Consider the following 21,866-nt stretch of genomic DNA (forward strand, 5'->3'; position numbering starts at 1 on the left):
TTGGAAAATTTAAATTAAAAGTTTTTAATTGAATATTTAATCTTCCTCATATTCAGAGGTTCCTAGTGATTCGTAAGTCGGCCTCGATGGAGTATTCCTTCTCGGATTTATATCTTGCATTAAATCCACCTCTTTTCCTTCATCTGTATAAACCCCAATATCTAGACCTAGAGATTGTAACTCTCTCATTAGAACTTTGAATGATTCAGGAGTACCAGGCCTAGGGATTGGTTTACCCTTCACTATTGCATTAAGAGCTTCATTTCTTCCTTGCATATCATCAGATTTAACTGTTAATAGTTCTTGAAGAGTATAGGCTGCTCCATAAGCTTCAAGAGCCCAAACTTCCATTTCTCCAAGCCTTTGTCCACCTTGCTGAGCTTTACCGCCCAAAGGCTGTTGAGTAACCAAAGAGTAAGGACCAGTAGACCTTGCATGAATTTTGTCATCCACTAAATGCACTAACTTAAGGAAATGAGAATATCCAACCGCAACTGGCTGATCAAAAGGTTCACCAGTTCTACCATCTTTAAGTAATAACTTTCCAGGATCTTCAGGATTATAAATCCATGCTTTACCTGGCTGTTTTGAAGCTTCCTCTAAAAATGCTTGAACAGTCTGATGTGATTTTTCAGCACCATACATTTCATCAAATGGGACAACTTTAACCCTACAATTTAAGTTGGAAGCTGCCCAGCCCATCAATAATTCAAAAACTTGACCTACATTCATCCTACTTGGAACTCCCAAGGGATTAAGAACTATGTCTACAGGTGTTCCGTCAGGTAAATAAGGCATATCCTCTCTTGGCAGGATTCTACTTATAATTCCTTTATTGCCATGTCTTCCAGCCATTTTATCGCCTACCTGTATTTTTCTTCTCTGGGCTACATAAACTCTAACAACCATATTTGCGCCTGGAGGTAGCTCATCACCCTGTTCTCTAGTATATATTCGAACATCTAGAACCCTTCCTTTTTCTGTCTTCGGAACCCGCAAGGAGTTGTCTCTAACATCTCGAGCCTTTTCTCCGAAAATAGCTCTCAAAAGTTTTTCTTCAGGTGGTTGATCTGATTCGCCTTTTGGGGTAACTTTTCCTACCAAAATATCACCACTTTCAACAAAAGCGCCAATCCTGATTATTCCCATTTCATCAAGATTGTTCAAGCTATCTTCAGAAATATTGGGAATCTCTCTTGTAATTTCTTCAGGCCCTAGTTTTGTTTGTCTTGCCTCAATTTCATATTTTTCAATATGTACTGATGTATACAAATCATCAGTGACCATCCTCTCACTAACAAGAATAGCATCTTCGTAGTTGTAGCCCTCCCATGGCATATATGCAATTAAGACATTCTGTCCTAGTGCTATTTCCCCTCCTTCACATGCAGATCCATCTGCTAGCACTTGGCCAGATATAACTTGATCTCCAATGTTTACAATTGGTCTTTGATTTAGACAAGTATCTTGATTTGATCTTTGATATTTTTGAAGATAATGAAAATGTTCATTACCATCCTCGCCCTTAACAACAATCTCATTAGCGTCTACATAAGATACAGTTCCATTAACTTTTGTGATAGGAACCATTCCCGAATCTCTAGCAACTTGTGATTCTAAACCTGTACCAACTAAAGGACGTTCTGGCCTAAGCAATGGAACAGCCTGGCGCTGCATATTAGATCCCATCAAAGCTCTATTTGCATCATCATGTTCCAAGAAAGGGATAAGTGAAGTTGCAACTGAAATTACCTGAACAGGGGAAAGTTGAACATAATCAACTTGCTCAGGAGGTACTTTTTCAAAATCTTGCCTGTATCTTACGGGTATTAAATTTGCAAGAATATTTCCATCCTTGTCAGTTGCAACATCTCCTGGGGCGACCCTGCACTCATCCTCTAGATCAGCCGAAAGATAAATAGGATCACCGTCTTTATTGACTTTACCGTTATTAACTTTCCAAAACGGAGTTTCAATAAAACCATACTCATTTACTCTTGCGTGGGTAGCTAAAGAGTTTATAAGACCTGCATTAGGACCTTCAGGAGTTTCAATAGGACATAATCTCCCATAATGTGAAGGATGTATATCTCTTACAGCAAAGCCTGCTCTTTCTCTTGTTAAACCTCCAGGACCTAAGGCTGAGATTCTTCTTTTATGTGTTAATTCAGCTAGAGGATTAGTTTGATCCATAAATTGACTTAATTGACTGGATCCAAAAAACTCTTTTATGGCAGCAACCAAAGGTTTAGGATTGACTAGTTGAGCAGGAGTCAGAGAATCTGTTTCACCAACAGTCATTCTTTCTTTAATAATTCTCTCTAAACGGTTAAGCCCAACCCTCACTTGATTTTGAAGAAGTTCTCCTACAGATCTAACCCTTCGATTACCTAAGTGATCAATATCATCCAAACTCGCACCACCAATATCCAATTCTAGGTTAATTAAATAATCAATTGTAGAAAGAACATCTTCATGAGTAAGTGTCCTCACATCATCTGGTACTGTGAGCCTCAACTTTTTATTTATTTTATATCTACCAACTCGGCCTAAATCATATCTTTTGGGATCAAAAAATCTACTGAATAATAGCTGTTGTCCACCAGAGACAGATGGTGGTTCACCAGGACGAAGCTTCTTATAGAGCTCAAGTAAGGCCTGATCTTCAGAATTTATCCCCTCGTCATTAGCTGATTCAATTGAGTTTTGATAAAACTCAGGATGCCTAAGTTTATCGACAACATCATTATCAGAAAGACCCATAGCTCTCATAAGAACATGAGCATTAATTTTTCTAGTTTTATCAACTCTTACATAAAGTAAATTATTTTTGTCAGTCTCGAATTTTAACCATGCACCTCTATTAGGAATAACACTCGCGTTGTAAGTTCTTCGACCATTTTTATCCTGTTCATCTTTGAAATATACTCCTGGACTCCGAACAATTTGATTAACAATTACTCTTTCGGCACCATTAATAATAAAAGTTCCTCTTTCGGTCATTAATGGTAATTCACCGATAAAAACTTCTTGTTCTTTAATTTCTCCAGTCTCTTTATTAATCAATCTGCAAGTGACATACATTTGTGAGGCAAATGTTGCATCTCTTCTTTTTGCCTCTTCAACATCGTGCCTAGGTCTTTTTAGCCTGTACTCTTCACCAATAAAATGCAATTCTAATTTACCTGTGTAATCAGAAATAGGCGAAAAGTTTTGTAATTCTTCTATTAAACCCTTTTCCAAAAACCATTTAAAGCTTGCTCTTTGTACTTCAACTAAATCTGGTAGATAAGTACCTGTTTTTGCTACCTGTAAAGCGCTACTGCTCATCCAAGAAAACCTGCGATTATGTGAGATTTACTACTTACTTTTAATCTACTCAATCTTAAGTTATTTAACTTTTCTTTTAATTTGAAATCAATCATTAAATCTCGATTTCAACAAAAAAATCAATTTAATAAATGAACTAAAATTTTAGCCAAATGGTCAAAAACCATTCATTTAAAAGTTAAAACTAAGAAATCAAGAAAAAATTGCCAGTAATTTCTTATATTAGCAGCTGTGGTGTCAACTTAACAAGTCAAATTTAAACAAATCTTCAGCATTCTTTGATGACTGTTTAGCGATTGTAATTAATTCCGTTGATCTTAAATCTGCCATAAAGTTGGCAACATTTTCAACAAATGCAGGTTCATTTCTTTTACCCCTATGGGGAACAGGAGCCAAAAAAGGGGAATCAGTTTCAATTAAGTATTTATCATTTGGGACTATCTTGGCACACTCATGAATTTCATATGCTTTTGGGAAAGTTACTATTCCACTAAAACTTATATAAAAACCAAGATCCAAGAATTGCTTCATTTCTCTTGGCGTCCCTGTCCAGCAATGAAGTACTCCTTTAGGACATTTTCCCTTTTTAGAGAGGTCATTACATATCTCGATCATTTCATTTGCAGCATCTCTGCAATGGATAATTACAGGCAATTCAAGTTCAAAAGCTAACTCCATTTGAGGAATAAGAGCATTAATTTGCTGTGTTTTATTTTCATTTTTAAAAAAATCTAGGCCTAATTCCCCAATAGCTACAACTCTTCTATCTTCTTGAGCTGATTTTCTTAAAAGAGATATGGAACTTAGTTCCCATTTTTCTGCTTCTAGCGGATGTAAACCAACTGAATAGTAAATTTCATTAAATTCATTGGATATTTTTTTCAACTTAGGAATTTCTGTTAATTCACAACATGCATGAACTAATTTTTTTACACCTTTTGAACGCAATCTACAAACAACATCTTCAAGATCTTTATCAAAATTTTCGAATATTAAATGACAGTGCGAGTCTATGAGTTCAATATCGCTCATAATTATGATCCGCCTTTTTACTGTGTGGCAAGAGTAGTTTTTACTAAATTGTTAATTTTTGATTTTCTGTTAGCCCCATTATTCTTATGAAGTACATTTTTCTTAACCGCCTTATCAATTAAACTAAAAGCCTTATTAAGACTTGTTTTCACTAAATCTTTATTCTCATCATTGGGGTCTTTTTTATATTTTTCGCAATTCTCTAAGGTTTTTTTAGTCAATGTTCTTACTGTAGATTTATATGATTTATTAATTAAACGATTTCTTTCTGCAATTTTTATTCTCTTTTTTGCTGATTTGTTATTGGCCACAGAGGGTACATAAATATAAGATTTATATCATAACAAATAAATCGACTACTAATCAATCATATATAATTTAGAAAGGTATTAAATTGGGTCGCGAGCCTTTCAATTTGAAAAATTTAGAAATGAGGATTATAAACAATAAAAAAGACGCTATCCAAGAATTAAAAAGGATTTCTTCTAGAACTAATTCAGAAAACAATAACAAGATAAATCTAATCGTCGAAGAAATTCTTCAAGAGGTAAAAACTTATGGGGATATAGCAGTTGAAAAATATACCAAAAAGTTTGATGGTTTCAACCCTGACCCTATGCAAATTAGTGAGGATCACTTAAAGGATGCATGGGATGAAATTGATAGCAATTTAAAGCGCTCACTTGAGGTGGCCCATAAAAGAATTAAAAAATTCCATGAAAAGGAAATTCCACAATCTTTCACTATAAAAGGTGAACATGGTGATACAGTTCAAAGGAGATGGAGACCAGTTAAAAATGCAGGTATTTATATTCCTGGAGGCAGAGCTGCTTATCCAAGTACTGTATTAATGAATGCAATACCTGCAAAAGTAGCAGGAGTAGAAGAAATTATAATGGTATCTCCTGGAAATAAAGAAGGGGAAATAAACAAAACTGTTTTAGCTGCAGCTCACTTATCAGGGATCAAAAAAGTTTTTAGAATTGGAGGAGCTCAAGCTATTGGTGCTTTGGCATTTGGCACAAATCAAATTAATAAAGTTGATGTTATTACAGGTCCAGGGAATATCTATGTAACTACTGCTAAAAAACTAATTTATGGCTCTACAGGCATTGATTCTTTAGCTGGTCCTAGTGAAATATTAGTCATTGCAGATGAAACAGCTCAAAGCACTCATATAGCTTCTGATCTCTTAGCGCAAGCAGAACATGATCCTTTGGCTTCATCAATACTTCTAACAACATCAAAGAACCAAGCGAAAGAAGTTTTAGAGGAACTTTATAAAAAAATAGATGATCATCCAAGAAAAGAAATTTGCATGCAATCCATAAAAAATTGGGGATTAATAGTTATTTGCGAGAATTATGAATTATGTATCGAACTGAGCAATAACTTTGCTCCAGAACATTTAGAAATTTTAGCTTTAGATTCAAAAAAGATTCTTGAAGGTATAGAGAATGCAGGAGCAATATTTTTAGGAAAATGGACCCCAGAAGCAGTAGGAGATTATCTGGCTGGACCAAATCATACTTTACCTACATCAGGAAATTCTAGATTTAGCGGTTCTTTAGGAGTTGAAACTTTTATGAAAAACACTTCAATAATAGAATTTAATGAAGAAAGTTTAAAAGTCAACAGTCTCGATATTATTAATCTTGCTGAGAGTGAGGGCTTACATAGTCATGCCAACTCAGTAAAAATAAGATTTGAAGATTAGCCAACTTTTGCGGGAGAGTAAGCAACAGGAATATTGTTTTCAATTTTACCAACCAATACTTTGTCTGTAAGGTCAATGAATAATCCATTTTCTAATACTCCTGGAATATTATTAATACTCTTTTCAATATCTTTTGGATTCTTAATACCATCATTAAACAATACATCTAGGATTAGATTGCCCTGATCAGTAACAACTGGGCCAGCTTTTTTAGTCGCCATTCTTAAAGTAGAAATGCCATTCATTTCTGAAATCACTTCCTGAACTTGTTTCCAAGCATTTGGAAGAACTTCTACAGGTAAAGGAAAAGATTGATTTAATTTTCGTACGAGTTTCGTTTCGTCAACAACAATCAACAATTGATTAGCTTTAGATGCCACTAACTTTTCTCTAACATGACATGCTCCTCCCCCTTTAATTAATTGAAAACCCGGATCAACTTCATCTGCTCCATCAATAGCTAAATCGATTTGAGAAACAGAAGCCAAATCAATAAGTGGGATATCCAGTTCGAGCGCTAAAACTTCTGATTGAAAGGAAGTTGCAACACCTTTTATATTTTGCAGTTTTCCAGAACGAATTGCATCAGCAAGGCTTTTTATCATAAGCACAGCTGTAGAACCAGATCCTAATCCGAGAATCATGTCACTCTTTACTTCCTCAATTGCTGCTTCAGCAACTATTTGTTTCATTTGAGTTTGTGAATTCAAAATCTTTTTTTCTATTGTTATAGATTATTAAATTTCAATGAGCGATTTATGTCAAACCTGGTAGAGGTTCTGGTTTGATATTTATCTTTATCTCTTTATTATCTCTTAAAACATTTAAAAGGAATACTTTTCCTATCTGAGCTTTTTCAACTTCATCTAGCAAAGCTTTAGGTTCTTCTATAGAGATGTTTTCGGCTGCTATAACTAAATCACCTCTTCTTAAACCAGCTTTTTCAGCAGGACTATTAGGTATGACTGATTGAATAAGAGCCCCATTTCGTTCAGGTAATTGGACTAATGAATTGGGGTCTTGATTATGTTCTTTAGCAATTCTAGGATTCAAAGAAATTAATTGAACCCCTAAATATGGATGAATAACTTCACCATTATTGAGAAGCTGATCAGAAACACTTTTAGCTAGATTAATAGGTATTGCGAAACCTAGACCAGCTCCAGGGCCACTTCTTACCAATGTATTGATTCCTATTACTTCACCATTAGAATTAATAAGTGGTCCTCCAGAATTCCCAGGATTTATTGCCGCATCAGTCTGAATAAGATCAAGCCTTTTATCTGAAAACCCTAGACTATTAATATCCCTATGTAAACTACTTACAATTCCTAAGGTAACTGTTTTTTCTAGACCATAGGGAGTACCTAGTGCTATTGCCCAATCTCCAACTTGAAGATCTTCAGAATTTCCAAGGGGAGCAAAACTAGAAAATGTAGATTCCTCAATTTTTACTAAAGCCAGGTCAGTTACTGCATCTGTTCCCAAAACTTGGCCATCGCAAATACTTCCATCTGCCAAAGTCACTAAAACATCATCAACTCTGTCTACGACATGAGCATTAGTAAGAACCAAACCATTCTCATTAATAATTACTCCAGAACCTTGACCTCTCTCTCTCTCAGGTGTAATTCCTTGCTCCCCAAGCAAATCCCTCAATAAAGGGTCCAGTAAAGTTGGATCAAATTGTTGCCTCTCAACGAATCGCTCAGTATCAATTTTTACCACTGCAGGTCCAACATTTCTAACCGCAGATGATACGAAATTGTGACTATCAGAAGAAGTCAAGGCTAAAACTTCAGCTCTTTGAGAGAAATTAACTAAACAAAAACAAACAATAATGAATATTTGGATTAAATTAATTAATTTAATCTTGAGAAACTTCATTTATTTAATAGTTTTTTAAAATTTATTGAGTAAATCTAATTGAAGAAATATATATTTGTTGTTTTTTTGTTTACATCCATAAAAATATAAATTTTTGAATTTTTTATAAAAAAAACTTTTTATATGTGAAAATAATTTTAAATCAATTTATATAAATAAATTTGAACAAAGAACAAAAAAGTAGACTAGAAAACCTTTTAGAAAAAGTTGCAAATGTATTGGATTACAAAATCTGCAGTGTAAATTTACAAACTAATCAGAATCCAATCGTTATTAAAATTATTATAAAAAAAACTAACGGTGATGATATTTCACTAGATGATTGTGCGTTATTTAATACCCCAGCATCTGAAGAAATAGAGAATTCAAATCTTTTAAAATGTTCATATGTGTTAGAAATTAGTAGTCAAGGGGTCAGTGATGAATTAACCTCAGAAAGAGACTTCAAAACTTTTAAGGGTTTTCCAGTTAATGTTGAGTTAAACCAGAAGAATTCAAAAATAAAATTTCTCAATGGTTTACTTTATGAAAAGTCTAAAGATTATTTAGCCATTAACATAAAAGGTAAGATTAAAAAAATCCCTTTTAATGAAGTACTCAAGATTAGTCTTTGCACATTAAAAGATTAATTAATTTTCAACCATTATTCAATTTCCCATCATAGATGGCATTAGTTATTCTACCAGGTTTAAACAATCTCATTGAGGACATTAGTGAGGAAAAAAAGTTACCTCCTAATATTGTGGAACTAGCCTTGCGCGAAGCTTTATTAAAAGGATACGAAAAATATAGAAAAACTTTTTACATTGGAGTTGTTGAAGATCCATTTGATGAAGAATATTTTAATAATTTTGATGTTGGACTAGATCTAGATGAAGAAGGTTATAGGGTATTATCGAGTAAAATAATTGTTGAAGAGGTTGAGAGCGAAGATCATCAAATATCTCTAGCTGAAGTTAAACAGGTAGCTGAAGATGCTCAAATAGGTGACACAGTTGTTTTAGACGTTACTCCAGAAAAAGAGGATTTTGGACGAATGGCTGCTTCAACAACAAAGCAAGTGTTAGCCCAAAAATTAAGAGATCAACAAAGAAAAATGATCCAGGAAGAATTTGCGGATTTGGAAGACCCTGTTTTAACTGCAAGAGTTATAAGATTTGAAAGGCAATCAGTCATTATGGGAGTAAGTTCTGGTATTGGTAGACCTGAAGTTGAGGCCGAACTTCCCAAGAGAGATCAATTACCTAATGATAATTACAGAGCAAATGCAACTTTTAAAGTATTTTTGAAAGAAGTTAGCGAAATAGCCAGAAAAGGACCACAACTTTTTGTCAGTAGAGCAAATGCTGGTTTAGTGGTTTATTTATTTGAAAATGAAGTCCCGGAAATTCAAGAAGGTACAGTAAAAATTGTTGCTGTTTCAAGAGAAGCAAACCCTCCTTCAAGAGGTGTTGGCCCAAGAACGAAAGTAGCAGTAGACAGTGTAGAACAAGAAGTGGACCCCGTAGGAGCGTGTATTGGGGCTAGAGGAGCGAGAATTCAACAAGTAGTTAATGAACTAAGAGGAGAAAAAATTGATGTTATAAAATGGTCATCTGATCCAATACAGTATATTTTAAACTCTTTAAGTCCTGCGAAAGTTGATCAAGTAAGACTAGTTGACCCAGCAGGGCAACATGCCCATGTACTAGTTCCTCCTGATCAATTGAGTCTCGCAATTGGTAGAGAAGGCCAAAATGTAAGACTTGCCGCAAGATTAACTGGTTGGAAGATTGATGTTAAAAACTCACATGAATACGATCAGAAAGCTGAAGATGCGGCAGTATCTGAATTAATCATTCAAAGGGAAGATGAAGAGAATCTCCAGCGAGAAGCTGAGCTAAGATTAGAAGCAGAACAAGCTGAGCGCGCTGCAGAAGATGCAAGATTAAGAGAGCTTTATCCCCTTCCAGAAGATGATCAAGAATATGAAGAAGAAGAACAATACGGAGAAGGAGACTTATCAGATAATGACCAATTAGAGACTCTTCAAGATAGTGAAATTGCCGCAAAAGAGGAGAGAAAGCGGTGATACAACAAAGACCTGTTTTGCGTATATGCATTTCATGTAGAAAAACATATGACAGGAAAAATCTTTTAAAGATTACCAAAGATCATAAGCAAGGCATTATGTTTCATAAGGGAATGGGGCGATCAGCTTACATTTGCAAGTCAAACAAATGTTACTCAGATTCCAAGATCAAAAAAAAGCTTCAAAAAGCTTTAAAAACATTTTTAGAACCTCAATTTATTGAAATTTTTGAAAAAGAAATTACAAGCTATAATGACTATCCCATTGAGGGAATATAATTAAATTAAATCCTCTTTAATTTCAAAAAGAGTACAAATCAGATTAAATGACTATCAGCGATAAAATCAGAATTTACGAACTTTCCAGAGACTTAAATCTGGAAAATAAAGATATATTGGATGCCGCTCAAAAACTCTCAATTTCAGTAAAAAGCCATAGCAGTTCTATTAGTGTAGAAGAGGCAAAAAAAATAAAAAATCTTATTAATAAAAAGAATTCAGATAAACAAATACTTTCTATTAATAAACCTTCAAATAAAAAAGATAATTACAAACAAAACAAAGAAGATAAATCTCCTGTCATTTCTTCTGTCAAAGGGAAACCTCTCAAAGATAATTCAAACAAAAAACAACTATTGAACAAACCTCTTAATAAGCCTGAGAGTCTAAAAGTAATTCCAAATCAACTTAAAAATCCCAATAAACCCAATATTTATAACAGTTCGCAATCTCAAGCAAATCTCACAAATCAAAATACAAAGAGTAAACCATCAGAACATTTCAACAAAGATAAAAAAACTTTCCGAAATAACACAATCCCACCTATCAAAACTCCGGCAAAACCGCCTATTCAACTTATTGCAAAGCCTAAAAATATAAATAATAATCTTAAATCTAATGAATCTTCCAAGAACATCCCCAATTCAGGAGATAAAAGAGAACTATCACTCAAACCTGATCAAAATAGGAACAAACCTAAACCAAAAAATTCTAATAATAGAAGAAACACCCCTGAGCTAGTAGGTGCCCCGATAAGAAGAGACGATCCTAATAAGCAAAATAACAAGCAAAACATTACTTTTAAACAAACTGTCTCCAACAGACCTGGTACTCCAAACAGACCTGGTACTCCAAACAGACCTGGCATGCCCAATAGGCCTGGATTAAGAAACAAACCAACAGATCAAGGCAGACCTGGCTCATTTAACAGACAAGCCAATCCAAATAGAGCTGGTGCTCCAAACAGACCTGGCATGCCCAATAGGCCTGGATTAAGAAACAAACCAACAGATCAAGGCAGACCTGGCTCATTTAATAGACAAGCAAATCCAAATAGAGCTGGTGCTCCAAACAGACCTGGCATGCCCAATAGGCCTGGCTCAAGATTTAATAGTCAAAAGTCCACTGGGATTAGGAAACCAGTATCGCCTAATGAACTTTTACAACTTCAAAAAACTAATAAATCTGAAAAAGATACACTAGCTAAAACAAATAACCAAAAACAAAATATTGAGTCGCCTAAACAAAAGGCAAAAGCTCCTGCTAGTCGTCCAAATGCTGTCCCGAGTTCCAAAAAACCCCCTCATAGACCATTTTCAAACAGTTCAAAAAAACCAGGACGGAAAGATTGGGATGATAGTGCAAAACTAGAAGCACTAAGAAATAAAAATCCCCAGAAACAAAGGCAGAAAGTTCATATTATCGGAGAGAATGATGATTCATTAACATCTGAAACCAGTGGATATTCAGGCGAAAAAATTTCAATATTATCAGCTAGTTTGGCACGTCCAAAGAAAGAAAAATCTGAAGAATCTAAGTCTCATAAATCTACAAAACAATTCAAGAAAAAGAAAAAAGAGACCACAAGGCAAAGACAGAAAAGAAGAGCAATGGAATTAAAGGCTGCCAAAGAGGCCAAACAAGTCAGGCCTGAAATGATAATAGTTCCCGAAGATAATTTAACGGTTCAAGAATTAGCTGATAAATTAAGTCTTGAAAGTTCTGAAATAATCAAATCTCTTTTCTTTAAAGGAATAACAGCAACTGTAACTCAATCACTTGACTTAGCAACTATTGAAACAGTAGCAGAAGAATTTGGGGTACCTGTTTTGCAAGATGATATCCAAGAGGCCGCAGAGAAAACAGTAGATATGATTGAATCTGATGATTTCGATAGTCTAATAAAAAGACCGCCTGTTATTACAGTAATGGGTCATGTAGATCATGGGAAAACAAGTCTTCTAGATTCCATCAGAGAATCAAGAGTAGCATCTGGAGAAGCAGGAGGGATCACTCAACATATAGGCGCCTATCAAGTTGAATTTAAACACGAATCTAAAAAGAAAAAATTGACTTTTCTTGATACTCCTGGTCATGAAGCCTTTACAGCAATGAGAGCAAGGGGCACAAAAGTTACTGATGTGGCAGTACTTGTAGTAGCAGCAGATGATGGCTGCAGACCTCAAACACTGGAGGCTATTAGTCATGCAAGAGCTGCAAAAGTACCAATTGTTGTTGCAATAAATAAAATTGATAAAGAAGGGGCATCTCCAGAAAGAGTCAAGCAGGAACTATCAGAAAAAGATTTAATTGCTGAAGATTGGGGAGGAGATACAGTGATGGTTCCAGTAAGTGCGATAAAAAAACAAAATATTGATAAATTGCTCGAAATGATTCTACTAGTTTCAGAAGTAGAAGATTTACAAGCTAACCCTGACAGATCGGCCAAAGGAACCGTTATTGAAGCTCACCTAGATAAAGCCAAAGGGCCTGTTGCTACTTTGTTAGTACAAAATGGAACCTTAAAATCTGGGGATGTTTTGGCTGCAGGTTCAGTCCTTGGAAAAATTAGAGCAATGGTTGATGAACATGGCAATAGAATCAAAGAAGCAGGACCATCATTCCCAGTGGAAGCATTAGGATTCAGTGAAGTACCAACAGCAGGAGATGAATTTGAAGTCTACCCTGATGAGAAAACTGCTAGAGCTATTGTCGGAGACAGAGCCACAGATGCTAGAGCAACAAAATTAGCTCAGCAAATGGCCTCTAGAAGAGTTACCCTATCTTCCTTATCAACTCAAGCAAATGATGGAGAATTAAAAGAGTTAAACTTAATTCTCAAAGCTGATGTTCAAGGTAGTGTAGAAGCGATATTGGGATCACTAGAACAATTACCAAAAAATGAAGTTCAAGTCAGAGTTCTACTTTCTGCTCCGGGAGAAATAACTGAGACAGATATAGATCTCGCAGCTGCATCAGGCTCAGTAATCATTGGATTTAACACCTCATTGGCATCTGGAGCGAAGAGAGCAGCTGATGCGAATGATGTTGACATAAGAGAATATGAAGTAATCTATAAACTCTTAGAAGACATTCAGCTGGCTATGGAAGGTCTACTTGAGCCTGATCTTGTCGAAGAATCATTAGGCAAAGCCGAAGTTCGAGCAACTTTCGCAGTTGGTAAAGGAGCTATCGCAGGTTGTTATATACAAACTGGTAAATTACAACGGAATTGTTCTCTTAGAGTTATTAGATCGGATAAAGTAATTTTTGAGGGTAATTTAGACTCACTAAAAAGGTCTAAAGATGATGTTAAAGAAGTAAATACAGGATTTGAATGTGGAGTTGGTTGTGATAAATTCTCTTCTTGGACTGAAGGCGACATAATCGAAGCATTCAAATTTGTTACTAAAAAGAGAACATTAACGCAATAACTAAGTATTTAATTCGTTAGTCTTTATTCCTATCAAAAAATAATAGAGTAGGGAACAGTATACAAGCACCCAATTGTATAAAAAGGTTATTTTGCTGTAATTCACTGCCACTCGAAATTTTGGAAAGCATTATTAGAAGGCCCAAAAATGCAGAACCACTAAAAGCTATCCACAATATTCTCCTTAATCCCTTGAAGGGAGTCTGGGTTTCCTTTAATAATTTCTTTTTTAATTCAGGATCTATTTTTGACATAAATACTTGCAATCATAAACTTAAGTCTATATAAAAATATTAATATTTTAATTAAGCCGATATAGCTCAGCGGCAGAGCAACTGTCTCGTAAACAGTAGGTCATTGGTTCAATTCCAATTATCGGCATTTACAAAGCAAATTTAAAACTATAATTAACCATATACAATTATATATGTAAATAATACTTGAAAAGCATGGAAATTAATATTAATAAAGTAAATAATCCATATATACTAGATTGTTATTAACAAACTGTATAAAGTAATGAAATCTGTTAATAGTTGGAATTTAACTAATAATAAACTTCATCAATTATTCAAAGAAAATAACGAATTTATTTCAATTAAAGTCCGAGGTAATACTTGGGAGCCAATAACAAGATGGCTAAGATTTGATTCAAGAATATTTAGAGAAACTACTAGCAAAGCAAGAATAAATTTATACGATATTGAGTCTCTAGCAGAAATTTATAACTATAGATCAGTTAGATGGAAAGCAAAAAAATTAACTCCTTTACCCACTAAGCTAATTCCAAAATCTCTAAAAAATATTTTTCGCAAAATACCAATAGTAAAAGAACTTGCCTACGAGCTCGAAATAGTTTTTTATAAATATAGTGAAAATGTTTCCCAACATTTAATATCAATAGTAATTCCTGCAAGAAATGAAGCTGGTAATAAAGAACTTTTAATTAATGCTTTAAATAAATTCAAAAATATACCCAATAAATTAGAAATTATTTTTGTTGAAGGTAACAGCAATGATAATACATATGAGATTTTGAAAGAGTTAAAAGAAAATTTCTCAAATTTCTTCAAGATATCTCTTTTACAACAAACTTCTAAAGGAAAGAAAAATGCAGTTGTAGAGGGATTTAATATTTCTTCAGGTGAAACCCTAGCCATAATTGATAGTGATTTTACTGTAGATATTGATGACAGTATTGCAGCAATTATGGAATCAACCAAAAATAAAAATATCCTAATTAATTGCGCCCGCACAACTTTTCCAATGGAAAAAGATGCGATGAGATGGGCAAATTATATAGGCAATAGACTCTTTGCAATATTTCTATCAATTCTCATAAATAAGCCTGTATCAGATTCACTCTGTGGAACAAAAGTTTTTTCAAGAAAATTCTTTAAACTTATGAAACAAAACGGAAGTTGGGATTCCAAGTCTGACCCATTTGGAGACTTTACAATAATTTTTGAAGCTGCAAACAATAATATTAAAATACTAAATTATCCTGTTAGATATTACGCTAGGAAATCTGGAGCACCTAATATATCTAGATGGATAGATGGATTAAAACTTCTCAAAGTATGCTGGATTTATATGATTTCTGATATTTGAATTTAATTAAATTTTCGTTAGTATTTTCTAGGGATTTTTAATTTCTCCAAATTAGTAATAAAATAGTTAGATTCTTAAAGAAAATAAATTCATTAAATTTCATGACATGAATTTTAATTTGAAGTTGAAAAAATTAAATAAAAAAAGTTACCACAGAAATCACTATGGAAAAATCCTAACTGTAAGATTGCCATGTAATCCGATATTTCCAATAGGACCTATTTATTTAGCAGACCATATTCATAAATGTTTTCCAAATATAGAGCAACAATTTATTGATCTAGCAATAATTCCATCTAATAAAGTTTCCAAATATTTATCGAGAAAAATTGATCAATTTAGACCTCATCTAATCATTTTTTCATGGAGAGATATACAAATTTATGCACCTGTTGATGGCAGAAGTGGAAATCCCCTACAAAACTCTTTTGAGGTTTTCTACTCAAAAAATATCCTTAAAAAAATCAGGGGTTCTTGGGGAGGATTAAAATTAATTGCATCTCATTATGGAGAAATATATAGAAATACTGCTTTAGTCAAAATGGGTCTAAAAAGAGCACAAAAATACAACAAAGATGTAACTGTAATTTTAGGAGGCGGAGCAGTTAGTGTCTTCTATGAACAATTAGGCAATCTACTTCCAAAAGGAACTGTAATTTCAGTTGGAGAGGGAGAAAATCTAATAGAGAAAATTATTAGGGGAGATTCTATAGAGGAAGAAAGATGTTATTTTGCTGGACAAAAACCTCGGAACAAATTAATACATGAACAACCTTCAGGCACTATTAAAACTGCCTGCAACTATAAATATATCAAATCAATATGGCCTGAATTCAATTGGTATATAGAAGGTGGAGATTACTATGTAGGGGTGCAAACAAAAAGAGGTTGTCCTCATAATTGTTGTTTCTGTGTTTATACAGTTGTGGAGGGGAAGCAGGTTCGCGTGAATCCTGTTAAGGAAGTGATCAAAGAAATGAAGCAATTGTATGATCTTGGAGTGAGGGGATTTTGGTTCACAGATGCACAGTTTATTCCAGCCAAAAAACATATTGAAGATGCAAAAATACTTTTGCAAGCTATTAAGGATCAAGGCTGGGAAGATATTAATTGGGCTGCATACATCAGAGCAGATAATATTGATGCTGAGCTAGCTCAGCTTATGGTGGATACAGGTATGAGCTATTTTGAAATAGGTATCACCTCAGGATCTCAAGAACTTGTTAGAAAAATGAGATTAGCATATGACCTTGAAACAGTATTAAATAATTGCAGAATGCTAGTCGAATCAGGTTTCAAGAACCATGTTTCAGTCAATTATTCATTTAATGTTTTTGATGAAACGCCAAGCACCATTAGACAAACAATTGCTTACCATAGAGAATTAGAAAAAATTTTTGGTAAAGGCTTAGTTGATCCAGCTATATTCTTTATAGGTTTGGAACCTCACACTCTTCTTGAGAAGTACGCCTTAGATCATAAAATTTTGAAGCCGAATTATAATCCAATGAGTATGATGCCCTGGACAGCGAGAAAACTTCTGTGGAATCCAGGCTCATTAGGGAAAAAACTTGGTCAGGTTTGCTTAGAAGCTTTTGATAATCAAGAAGATGAATTTGGTAAAACAGTTATCAACATTCTTGAGAGAGAATATGGAAAGTCATCCTTAAAAGAATCCTTAAAAGTCCGTCCCTTGTCAGAACGGAAATTAGCTCATTCTAAATAATAAATTCAACCGTTATTAATTAATCCTCTTTCTCAATTGAACTAGAAATTCCTTTCGATTTTAATGATTCTGAGTAGAATTCTGCTGGCTCTAAATCACAAACAATTACCAAACCTACACCCGTATTGTGTGCCTCTAGCATTATGGCAATAGCATCTTGTTCGCTTAATTGCGGCACAACTTCTCGTAGAGAAATAGTGACATACTCCATAGAATTAACTGGGTCATTATGAAGTAAAACCCTATATTTTGGAGATTTATTTTTTAATTCAGCAGGTTTCTTTTCAATCACTGCTGAATTATTACTTACACTTTGTTCTAACTTTATAGATAACATTAAATTTTCTAGAATCTAGATAGTACTAATAATTATATATTAATTATTCTTTCCATTGCATCAAGAACGTTTGATCGTGAGTTAAATGCTGACAAACGAAAATAACCCTCTCCTGATAATCCAAATCCGCTCCCAGGTGTACCTACAACACTAACGTTTTGAAGAAGGAAATCAAAAAAGTTCCAAGATGTCATTTGATCAGGAACTTTAATCCAGATATAAGGAGCATTGTCCCCACCATAAACTTTATATCCTGCAGTCTGAAGTTTATTTTTCATGATTTTTGCATTTTCCATATAAAAATCAATTAAACCTCTTACCTCTTTCTTCCCTTCAAGAGAATAAACAGCCTCTGCTCCTCTCTGAACCACATAACTTACTCCATTGAACTTTGTAGATTGTCGCCTATTCCAAAGAGGCCATAAGTCTATTTCCTCATTTGTTGAGCTCAAACCTTTGAGATTTTTAGGTATTACGGTAAAAGCACATCGAACTCCAGTGAATCCTGCATTCTTTGAAAAAGATCTAAATTCAATAGCACAATCCTTTGCTCCCTCAATCTCATATATTGAATGTGGAATATCATTATCTTGAATAAATGCTTCATAAGCCGCATCAAAAAGTATTAAAGATTTGTTTTGAAGAGCATAGTCAACCCACTTTTTCAATTCTTCTTTAGTAATCGTTGCTCCAGTCGGATTATTAGGAAAACAAAGATATAAAATATCAACTTTTTTTTGAGGTAGTTCTGGCAGAAAGTTATTTCCCTCGTTTATTGCAAGATATGTCAACCCTTGATAAGTTCCATTTTCAAGAGCATCTCCAGTTCTGCCTGTCATAACGTTACTATCTACATAAACAGGGTAAACAGGATCTGTTACAGCAATTGAATTATCTTTGCCAAGAATATCTAAAATATTGCTACTATCGCATTTAGACCCATCTGACACAAAGATTTCTTCAGGTAATATTTGACAGCCTCTCGAAATAAAATCATGCTCAGATATTTTTTCTCTGAGCCAAGAATAACCTTGTTCTGGTCCATAACCTCTAAAACCTTCGGCTGTTCCCATATCATCTAAAGCTTTACTCATAGCATCTATGCATGCTCTAGGTAATGGTTCTGTAACATCTCCTATGCCAAGCTTAATAATTTCAGCACTCTTATTTGATTGAGAATATATTTTCACCCTTTTCGCAATTTCAGGAAATAAATAGCCTGCTTTAAGTTTTAAATAATTTTCGTTTACTTGAACCACTTTAAATAAAAAATTTAACCAATATTAGAATAATGGATCAACGTGCTTAAGTGGTGATTAGATGTTAATATTATTGTAGTTATGATTAATATAAGAGATAATCATAGCTATGAATTCAATTTCAATTAGTTTGAAAATCGTTTAAAGCTTTATAAATAGCAGAATTCAATCACTATTAATTTTAAAAAGTAAATAATACTAGCTATAAAAATTGCTTTCTTAAAAGATAAAATCTAATTCTTTTCTTTAGATGATTTTCAAAATTCAAACCATTCAGAATCTACTATATGTCTCAGCAAATTATCATCGCTGAGCAGGCTCGAATTGCAGCACTACTCAAAGATGATCGAGTTGATGAATTAATCGTCGCACAAGGTCAATATCAAATTGGCGATATTTTTTTAGGAACAGTTGAAAATGTTCTTCCTGGTATTGATGCCGCTTTCATAAATATTGGTGAAAGTGATAAAAATGGATTCATCCATGTTTCAGATCTAGGTCCATTGAGACTCAAAAAAGGGACATTTGGAATAACTGAATTACTAGAACCAAAACAAAAAGTTCTAGTACAAGTAATAAAGGAACCCACAGGATCTAAAGGGCCTAGATTAACCGGGAATATTTCAATCCCTGGGAAATACATAATATTACAGCCATATGGCCAAGGGGTAAATATTTCAAGAAAAATAAATACAGAAACAGAACGAAGCCGTTTAAAAGCTCTTGGAGTTTTAATAAAACCACCTAGCACAGGTTTAGTATTCAGAACAGAGGCTGAAAAGATAAAAGAAGAACTACTAATTGATGATTTAGAAAAATTAATTCAACAATGGGAAAACATATTGAAAATTTCTGAGGCGTCTAATCCACCAAATTTAGTAAAAAGAGATGATGATTTCTCTCTCAAAATCTTAAGAGATCATATTAAATCATCAACTAAAAGCATAATTATCGATAGTAAATTTTCAGTTGAAAGGGCAAAAGATTTTTTAATAAATTATGAATCTAATATAGGTATTGAATTTCACGATAACAATTTAAACCAAAATATTTTAGAGAAATATGAAATCAAGAAAACAATTCAAAAAGCTCTTCAGCCAAGAGTAGATCTACCGTCAGGGGGTTATATAATTATTGAACCTACTGAAGCCTTAACAGTAATTGACGTAAACTCTGGATCATTTACAAGATCCGCTAACTCAAGACAAACCGTTTTGTGGACGAATTGCGAAGCAGCAGTTGAAATCTCAAGACAAATGAAATTAAGAAATATAGGTGGAGTTATTGTTGTAGATTTTATTGATATGGAATCTAGAAGAGATCAATTCCAATTACTTGAGCATTTTACTTCAGCGATAAAAGATGATTCTGCTAGACCTCAAATAGCTCAGCTTACTGAATTAGGTTTAGTTGAGTTAACGAGAAAAAGACAGGGTCAAAATATATATGAATTATTCGGTAAAAAATGTTCCATATGCAATGGAACAGGACATGTAGAAAATATATTGAATAATGAAAATCCTAACCTAAAAATTAAAAATATTGACGAAAAATCTAATCAATCAAACATTATAAAACCGTTGGATATAGATACTTCTAAATCAGCTGAAAATCAGGAGAAAATAATTGAAAAGGAATTACTTAACCAACAGAACTTAAGTAAGGAGAATTCTTCTAATAAAAAAGAAAATGATAATGATGATTTGAACAGATCAAATTCAAAAGAAAAAAACATAATAACTGTTGATCTTACTAATGAAGAAAAAATTGTTTTCAGCCAATTAGGTATTAATCCACTAATCAAGTTAGGTAAAGAATACCTAACCAGTAATAATTTTGTGCGTTTAAAAGAGAATAGTAAGGAACAAGATAAAACTTTAGATAATAAAAAAACAAAATCAAAACAAATTAAAAAAATCTCAAACTCAAAAGAAGGAATGATTGAGATTAATATTGAAACAAATGCAAATCCCAAAGATAAATCAAAAAAAACTAATAAAAAAAATGAAGTTATATTTATAGATAAGAAGGATGAAGTTGAACTTACCGATGAAATAAGCAATGCGAGAAAAAAAAGAAGAAGATCTTCAGCAAGTATTGAATAAAGTATCCGAAGTTGGAATAGATGAAGTTGGAAGGGGAGCAGTTTTTGGTCCAGTTTTCTCCGCTGTTGTAGTTTTAACTGAAAAAAATAAATTTATCTTGAAACAATTTGGAGTAAAGGATAGTAAAAAATTAACTCCTAAAAAAAGAAAATTACTTTTGCCAAAAATTTTATTACTTTCTTCAGATTATGGAATTGGGCAATCCTCAGCCAGAGAAATAGATATGCTCGGCATCAGAGTCGCAACAGAACTTTCAATGATAAGAGCTTTAAAAAAATTAAAAGAAAAACCATCTGAAATAATAGTTGATGGCCCTTTATTGTTAAGACCATGGAAAGGAATTCAGAAAAATATAGTATCAGGAGACTCGAAAATTACCGCAATAGCTTCAGCAAGCATAGTTGCAAAAGTAGCTCGAGACAATCTAATGGAAAGATTAGAAAAAAAATACTCAGGATACTTAATATTTAAAAATAAAGGGTATGGTACCAGGGAGCATTTTTCAAATATCAAAAAAAATGGAATAACTAATCTTCATAGGAAAAGTTTTTTAAATCAATCAGATCTTATTTAATTCACACCAATCTACAAAATCTTTCACTAATTGCTGTTGAACTCTTGACTTTATACCCAACAAAATTCCGTTCAATACCGAATGACCAGTAGATTCCAAAATTTTCTTTGGGACCAGTTTCAGTAAAGGAGGTTGGCTTACAGATACTCCTAAAAGCGCCTCTCCTTCTAATCCAATATCAGTTGCTTCCAAATTCGCTTTCAAAATAAGATTAAAGTCATCTATCATCCCCAAACCATCCAATTTACTTTCAAGAGCACTCATTTTTAAAATTCCATCTTTATTTTCTACTGCAATTGAAACAACAGGATTGATATCTAATTGAAAAACCTTAAAACTTGTTACTGTATACTTATACCTACCTTCTCCTTCAGGTACTAATTTTTTGGAGTCCAGCATTGCTCCAACAACTCTTTCTTCTTCCAAAAGATATTTAGAAAGATATTCTTTATTCCGTGTTACGGAAAGCTTTAGTTTTTGTTTTGCATCAAAAGACAATAGCATTT

General features: G+C 33.5%; 18 protein-coding genes and 1 tRNA gene. 10 read left to right on the plus strand and 9 right to left on the minus strand.

Annotated features, from left to right (window positions below):
* Positions 1-36: 36 nt before the first annotated feature.
* The 3 genes from rpoB to rpsT all read right to left on the minus strand — a co-directional run bounded on the left by rpoB (position 37) and on the right by rpsT (position 4,673).
* The gene (gene rpoB / locus PMT9312_RS08130; RefSeq protein WP_011377120.1) at positions 37-3,330 is read right to left on the minus strand and encodes a DNA-directed RNA polymerase subunit beta; all 3,294 of its coding nucleotides are present in this window, start codon (positions 3,328-3,330) and stop codon (positions 37-39) included.
* A gap of 237 nt (positions 3,331-3,567) precedes the next feature.
* On the minus strand, positions 3,568-4,362 hold the full coding sequence (locus PMT9312_RS08135; protein WP_011377121.1) for a TatD family hydrolase: 795 nt from the start codon (positions 4,360-4,362) through the stop codon (positions 3,568-3,570).
* Positions 4,363-4,379: 17 nt separating this feature from the next.
* Complete coding sequence (rpsT, locus tag PMT9312_RS08140; RefSeq protein ID WP_011377122.1) at positions 4,380-4,673, minus strand: 30S ribosomal protein S20; 294 nt, start codon at positions 4,671-4,673, stop codon at positions 4,380-4,382.
* 119 nt (positions 4,674-4,792) lie between these two features.
* On the opposite strand from rpsT, the gene hisD reads away from it, so the two are divergent.
* Positions 4,793-6,079 carry a histidinol dehydrogenase gene (gene hisD, locus PMT9312_RS08145; protein WP_036924080.1) on the plus strand — a complete coding sequence of 429 codons (1,287 nt, stop codon included), beginning with the start codon at positions 4,793-4,795 and terminating at the stop codon, positions 6,077-6,079.
* Here the strand turns inward: hisD and rpiA are convergent.
* Together rpiA and PMT9312_RS08155 are read right to left on the minus strand one after the other, a co-directional pair.
* Positions 6,076-6,789 carry a ribose-5-phosphate isomerase RpiA gene (gene rpiA / locus PMT9312_RS08150; protein WP_011377124.1) on the minus strand — a complete coding sequence of 238 codons (714 nt, stop codon included), beginning with the start codon at positions 6,787-6,789 and terminating at the stop codon, positions 6,076-6,078. The genes hisD and rpiA overlap by 4 nt on opposite strands.
* A gap of 46 nt (positions 6,790-6,835) precedes the next feature.
* A complete protein-coding gene (locus tag PMT9312_RS08155) occupies positions 6,836-7,966 on the minus strand; it encodes a trypsin-like peptidase domain-containing protein (protein ID WP_011377125.1) in 1,131 nt (376 codons plus the stop codon).
* A gap of 161 nt (positions 7,967-8,127) precedes the next feature.
* Here PMT9312_RS08155 and rimP point away from each other — a divergent pair, with 161 nt between their 5' ends.
* The 4 genes from rimP to infB are packed head-to-tail and all read left to right on the plus strand — an operon-like array spanning position 8,128 to position 13,749.
* The gene (gene rimP, locus PMT9312_RS08160) at positions 8,128-8,595 is read left to right on the plus strand and encodes a ribosome maturation factor RimP (RefSeq protein ID WP_011377126.1); all 468 of its coding nucleotides are present in this window, start codon (positions 8,128-8,130) and stop codon (positions 8,593-8,595) included.
* A gap of 35 nt (positions 8,596-8,630) precedes the next feature.
* On the plus strand, positions 8,631-10,037 hold the full coding sequence (gene nusA, locus PMT9312_RS08165; RefSeq protein WP_011377127.1) for a transcription termination factor NusA: 1,407 nt from the start codon (positions 8,631-8,633) through the stop codon (positions 10,035-10,037).
* Complete coding sequence (locus tag PMT9312_RS08170; protein ID WP_011377128.1) at positions 10,034-10,315, plus strand: YlxR family protein; 282 nt, start codon at positions 10,034-10,036, stop codon at positions 10,313-10,315. Before nusA ends, PMT9312_RS08170 begins: the two co-directional genes overlap by 4 nt.
* Before the next feature lie 47 nt (positions 10,316-10,362).
* A complete protein-coding gene (gene infB, locus PMT9312_RS08175; protein WP_011377129.1) occupies positions 10,363-13,749 on the plus strand; it encodes a translation initiation factor IF-2 in 3,387 nt (1,128 codons plus the stop codon).
* Between the two features lie 16 nt (positions 13,750-13,765).
* Here infB and PMT9312_RS08180 read toward each other — a convergent pair whose 3' ends face one another.
* On the minus strand, positions 13,766-14,002 hold the full coding sequence (locus PMT9312_RS08180; RefSeq protein WP_011377130.1) for a DUF3493 domain-containing protein: 237 nt from the start codon (positions 14,000-14,002) through the stop codon (positions 13,766-13,768).
* A 55-nt stretch (positions 14,003-14,057) separates the two neighbouring features.
* Between PMT9312_RS08180 and PMT9312_RS08185 the strand changes: the two genes are divergently transcribed.
* The 3 genes from PMT9312_RS08185 to PMT9312_RS08195 all read left to right on the plus strand — a co-directional run bounded on the left by PMT9312_RS08185 (position 14,058) and on the right by PMT9312_RS08195 (position 17,085).
* A tRNA-Thr gene (locus tag PMT9312_RS08185) sits at positions 14,058-14,129 on the plus strand.
* Between the two features lie 138 nt (positions 14,130-14,267).
* A complete protein-coding gene (locus tag PMT9312_RS08190) occupies positions 14,268-15,359 on the plus strand; it encodes a glycosyltransferase family 2 protein (protein WP_011377131.1) in 1,092 nt (363 codons plus the stop codon).
* 106 nt (positions 15,360-15,465) lie between these two features.
* Positions 15,466-17,085 (plus strand): photosystem II high light acclimation radical SAM protein, encoded by a 1,620-nt coding sequence (locus PMT9312_RS08195; RefSeq protein ID WP_011377132.1) that lies wholly within the window; start codon positions 15,466-15,468, stop codon positions 17,083-17,085.
* Between the two features lie 19 nt (positions 17,086-17,104).
* Here the strand turns inward: PMT9312_RS08195 and clpS are convergent, their stop codons facing one another.
* Positions 17,105-17,422, minus strand: coding sequence for an ATP-dependent Clp protease adapter ClpS (gene clpS / locus PMT9312_RS08200; RefSeq protein WP_011377133.1), 318 nt, complete (start codon positions 17,420-17,422; stop codon positions 17,105-17,107).
* A gap of 32 nt (positions 17,423-17,454) precedes the next feature.
* A complete protein-coding gene (locus tag PMT9312_RS08205) occupies positions 17,455-18,681 on the minus strand; it encodes an LL-diaminopimelate aminotransferase (protein WP_011377134.1) in 1,227 nt (408 codons plus the stop codon).
* 287 nt (positions 18,682-18,968) lie between these two features.
* Here PMT9312_RS08205 and PMT9312_RS08210 point away from each other — a divergent pair, with 287 nt between their 5' ends.
* Positions 18,969-20,786 (plus strand): Rne/Rng family ribonuclease, encoded by a 1,818-nt coding sequence (locus tag PMT9312_RS08210; RefSeq protein ID WP_011377135.1) that lies wholly within the window; start codon positions 18,969-18,971, stop codon positions 20,784-20,786.
* Positions 20,743-21,360, plus strand: coding sequence for a ribonuclease HII (locus PMT9312_RS08215; protein WP_011377136.1), 618 nt, complete (start codon positions 20,743-20,745; stop codon positions 21,358-21,360). The genes PMT9312_RS08210 and PMT9312_RS08215 overlap by 44 nt, the downstream gene beginning before the upstream one ends.
* Here PMT9312_RS08215 and PMT9312_RS08220 read toward each other — a convergent pair.
* Complete coding sequence (locus tag PMT9312_RS08220; RefSeq protein WP_011377137.1) at positions 21,346-21,864, minus strand: DUF1997 domain-containing protein; 519 nt, start codon at positions 21,862-21,864, stop codon at positions 21,346-21,348. The genes PMT9312_RS08215 and PMT9312_RS08220 overlap by 15 nt on opposite strands.
* Between the last annotated feature and the right edge of the window lie 2 nt (positions 21,865-21,866).

It is taken from the genome of Prochlorococcus marinus str. MIT 9312, assembly GCF_000012645.1.
GTDB lineage: Bacteria > Cyanobacteriota > Cyanobacteriia > PCC-6307 > Cyanobiaceae > Prochlorococcus_A > Prochlorococcus_A marinus_L.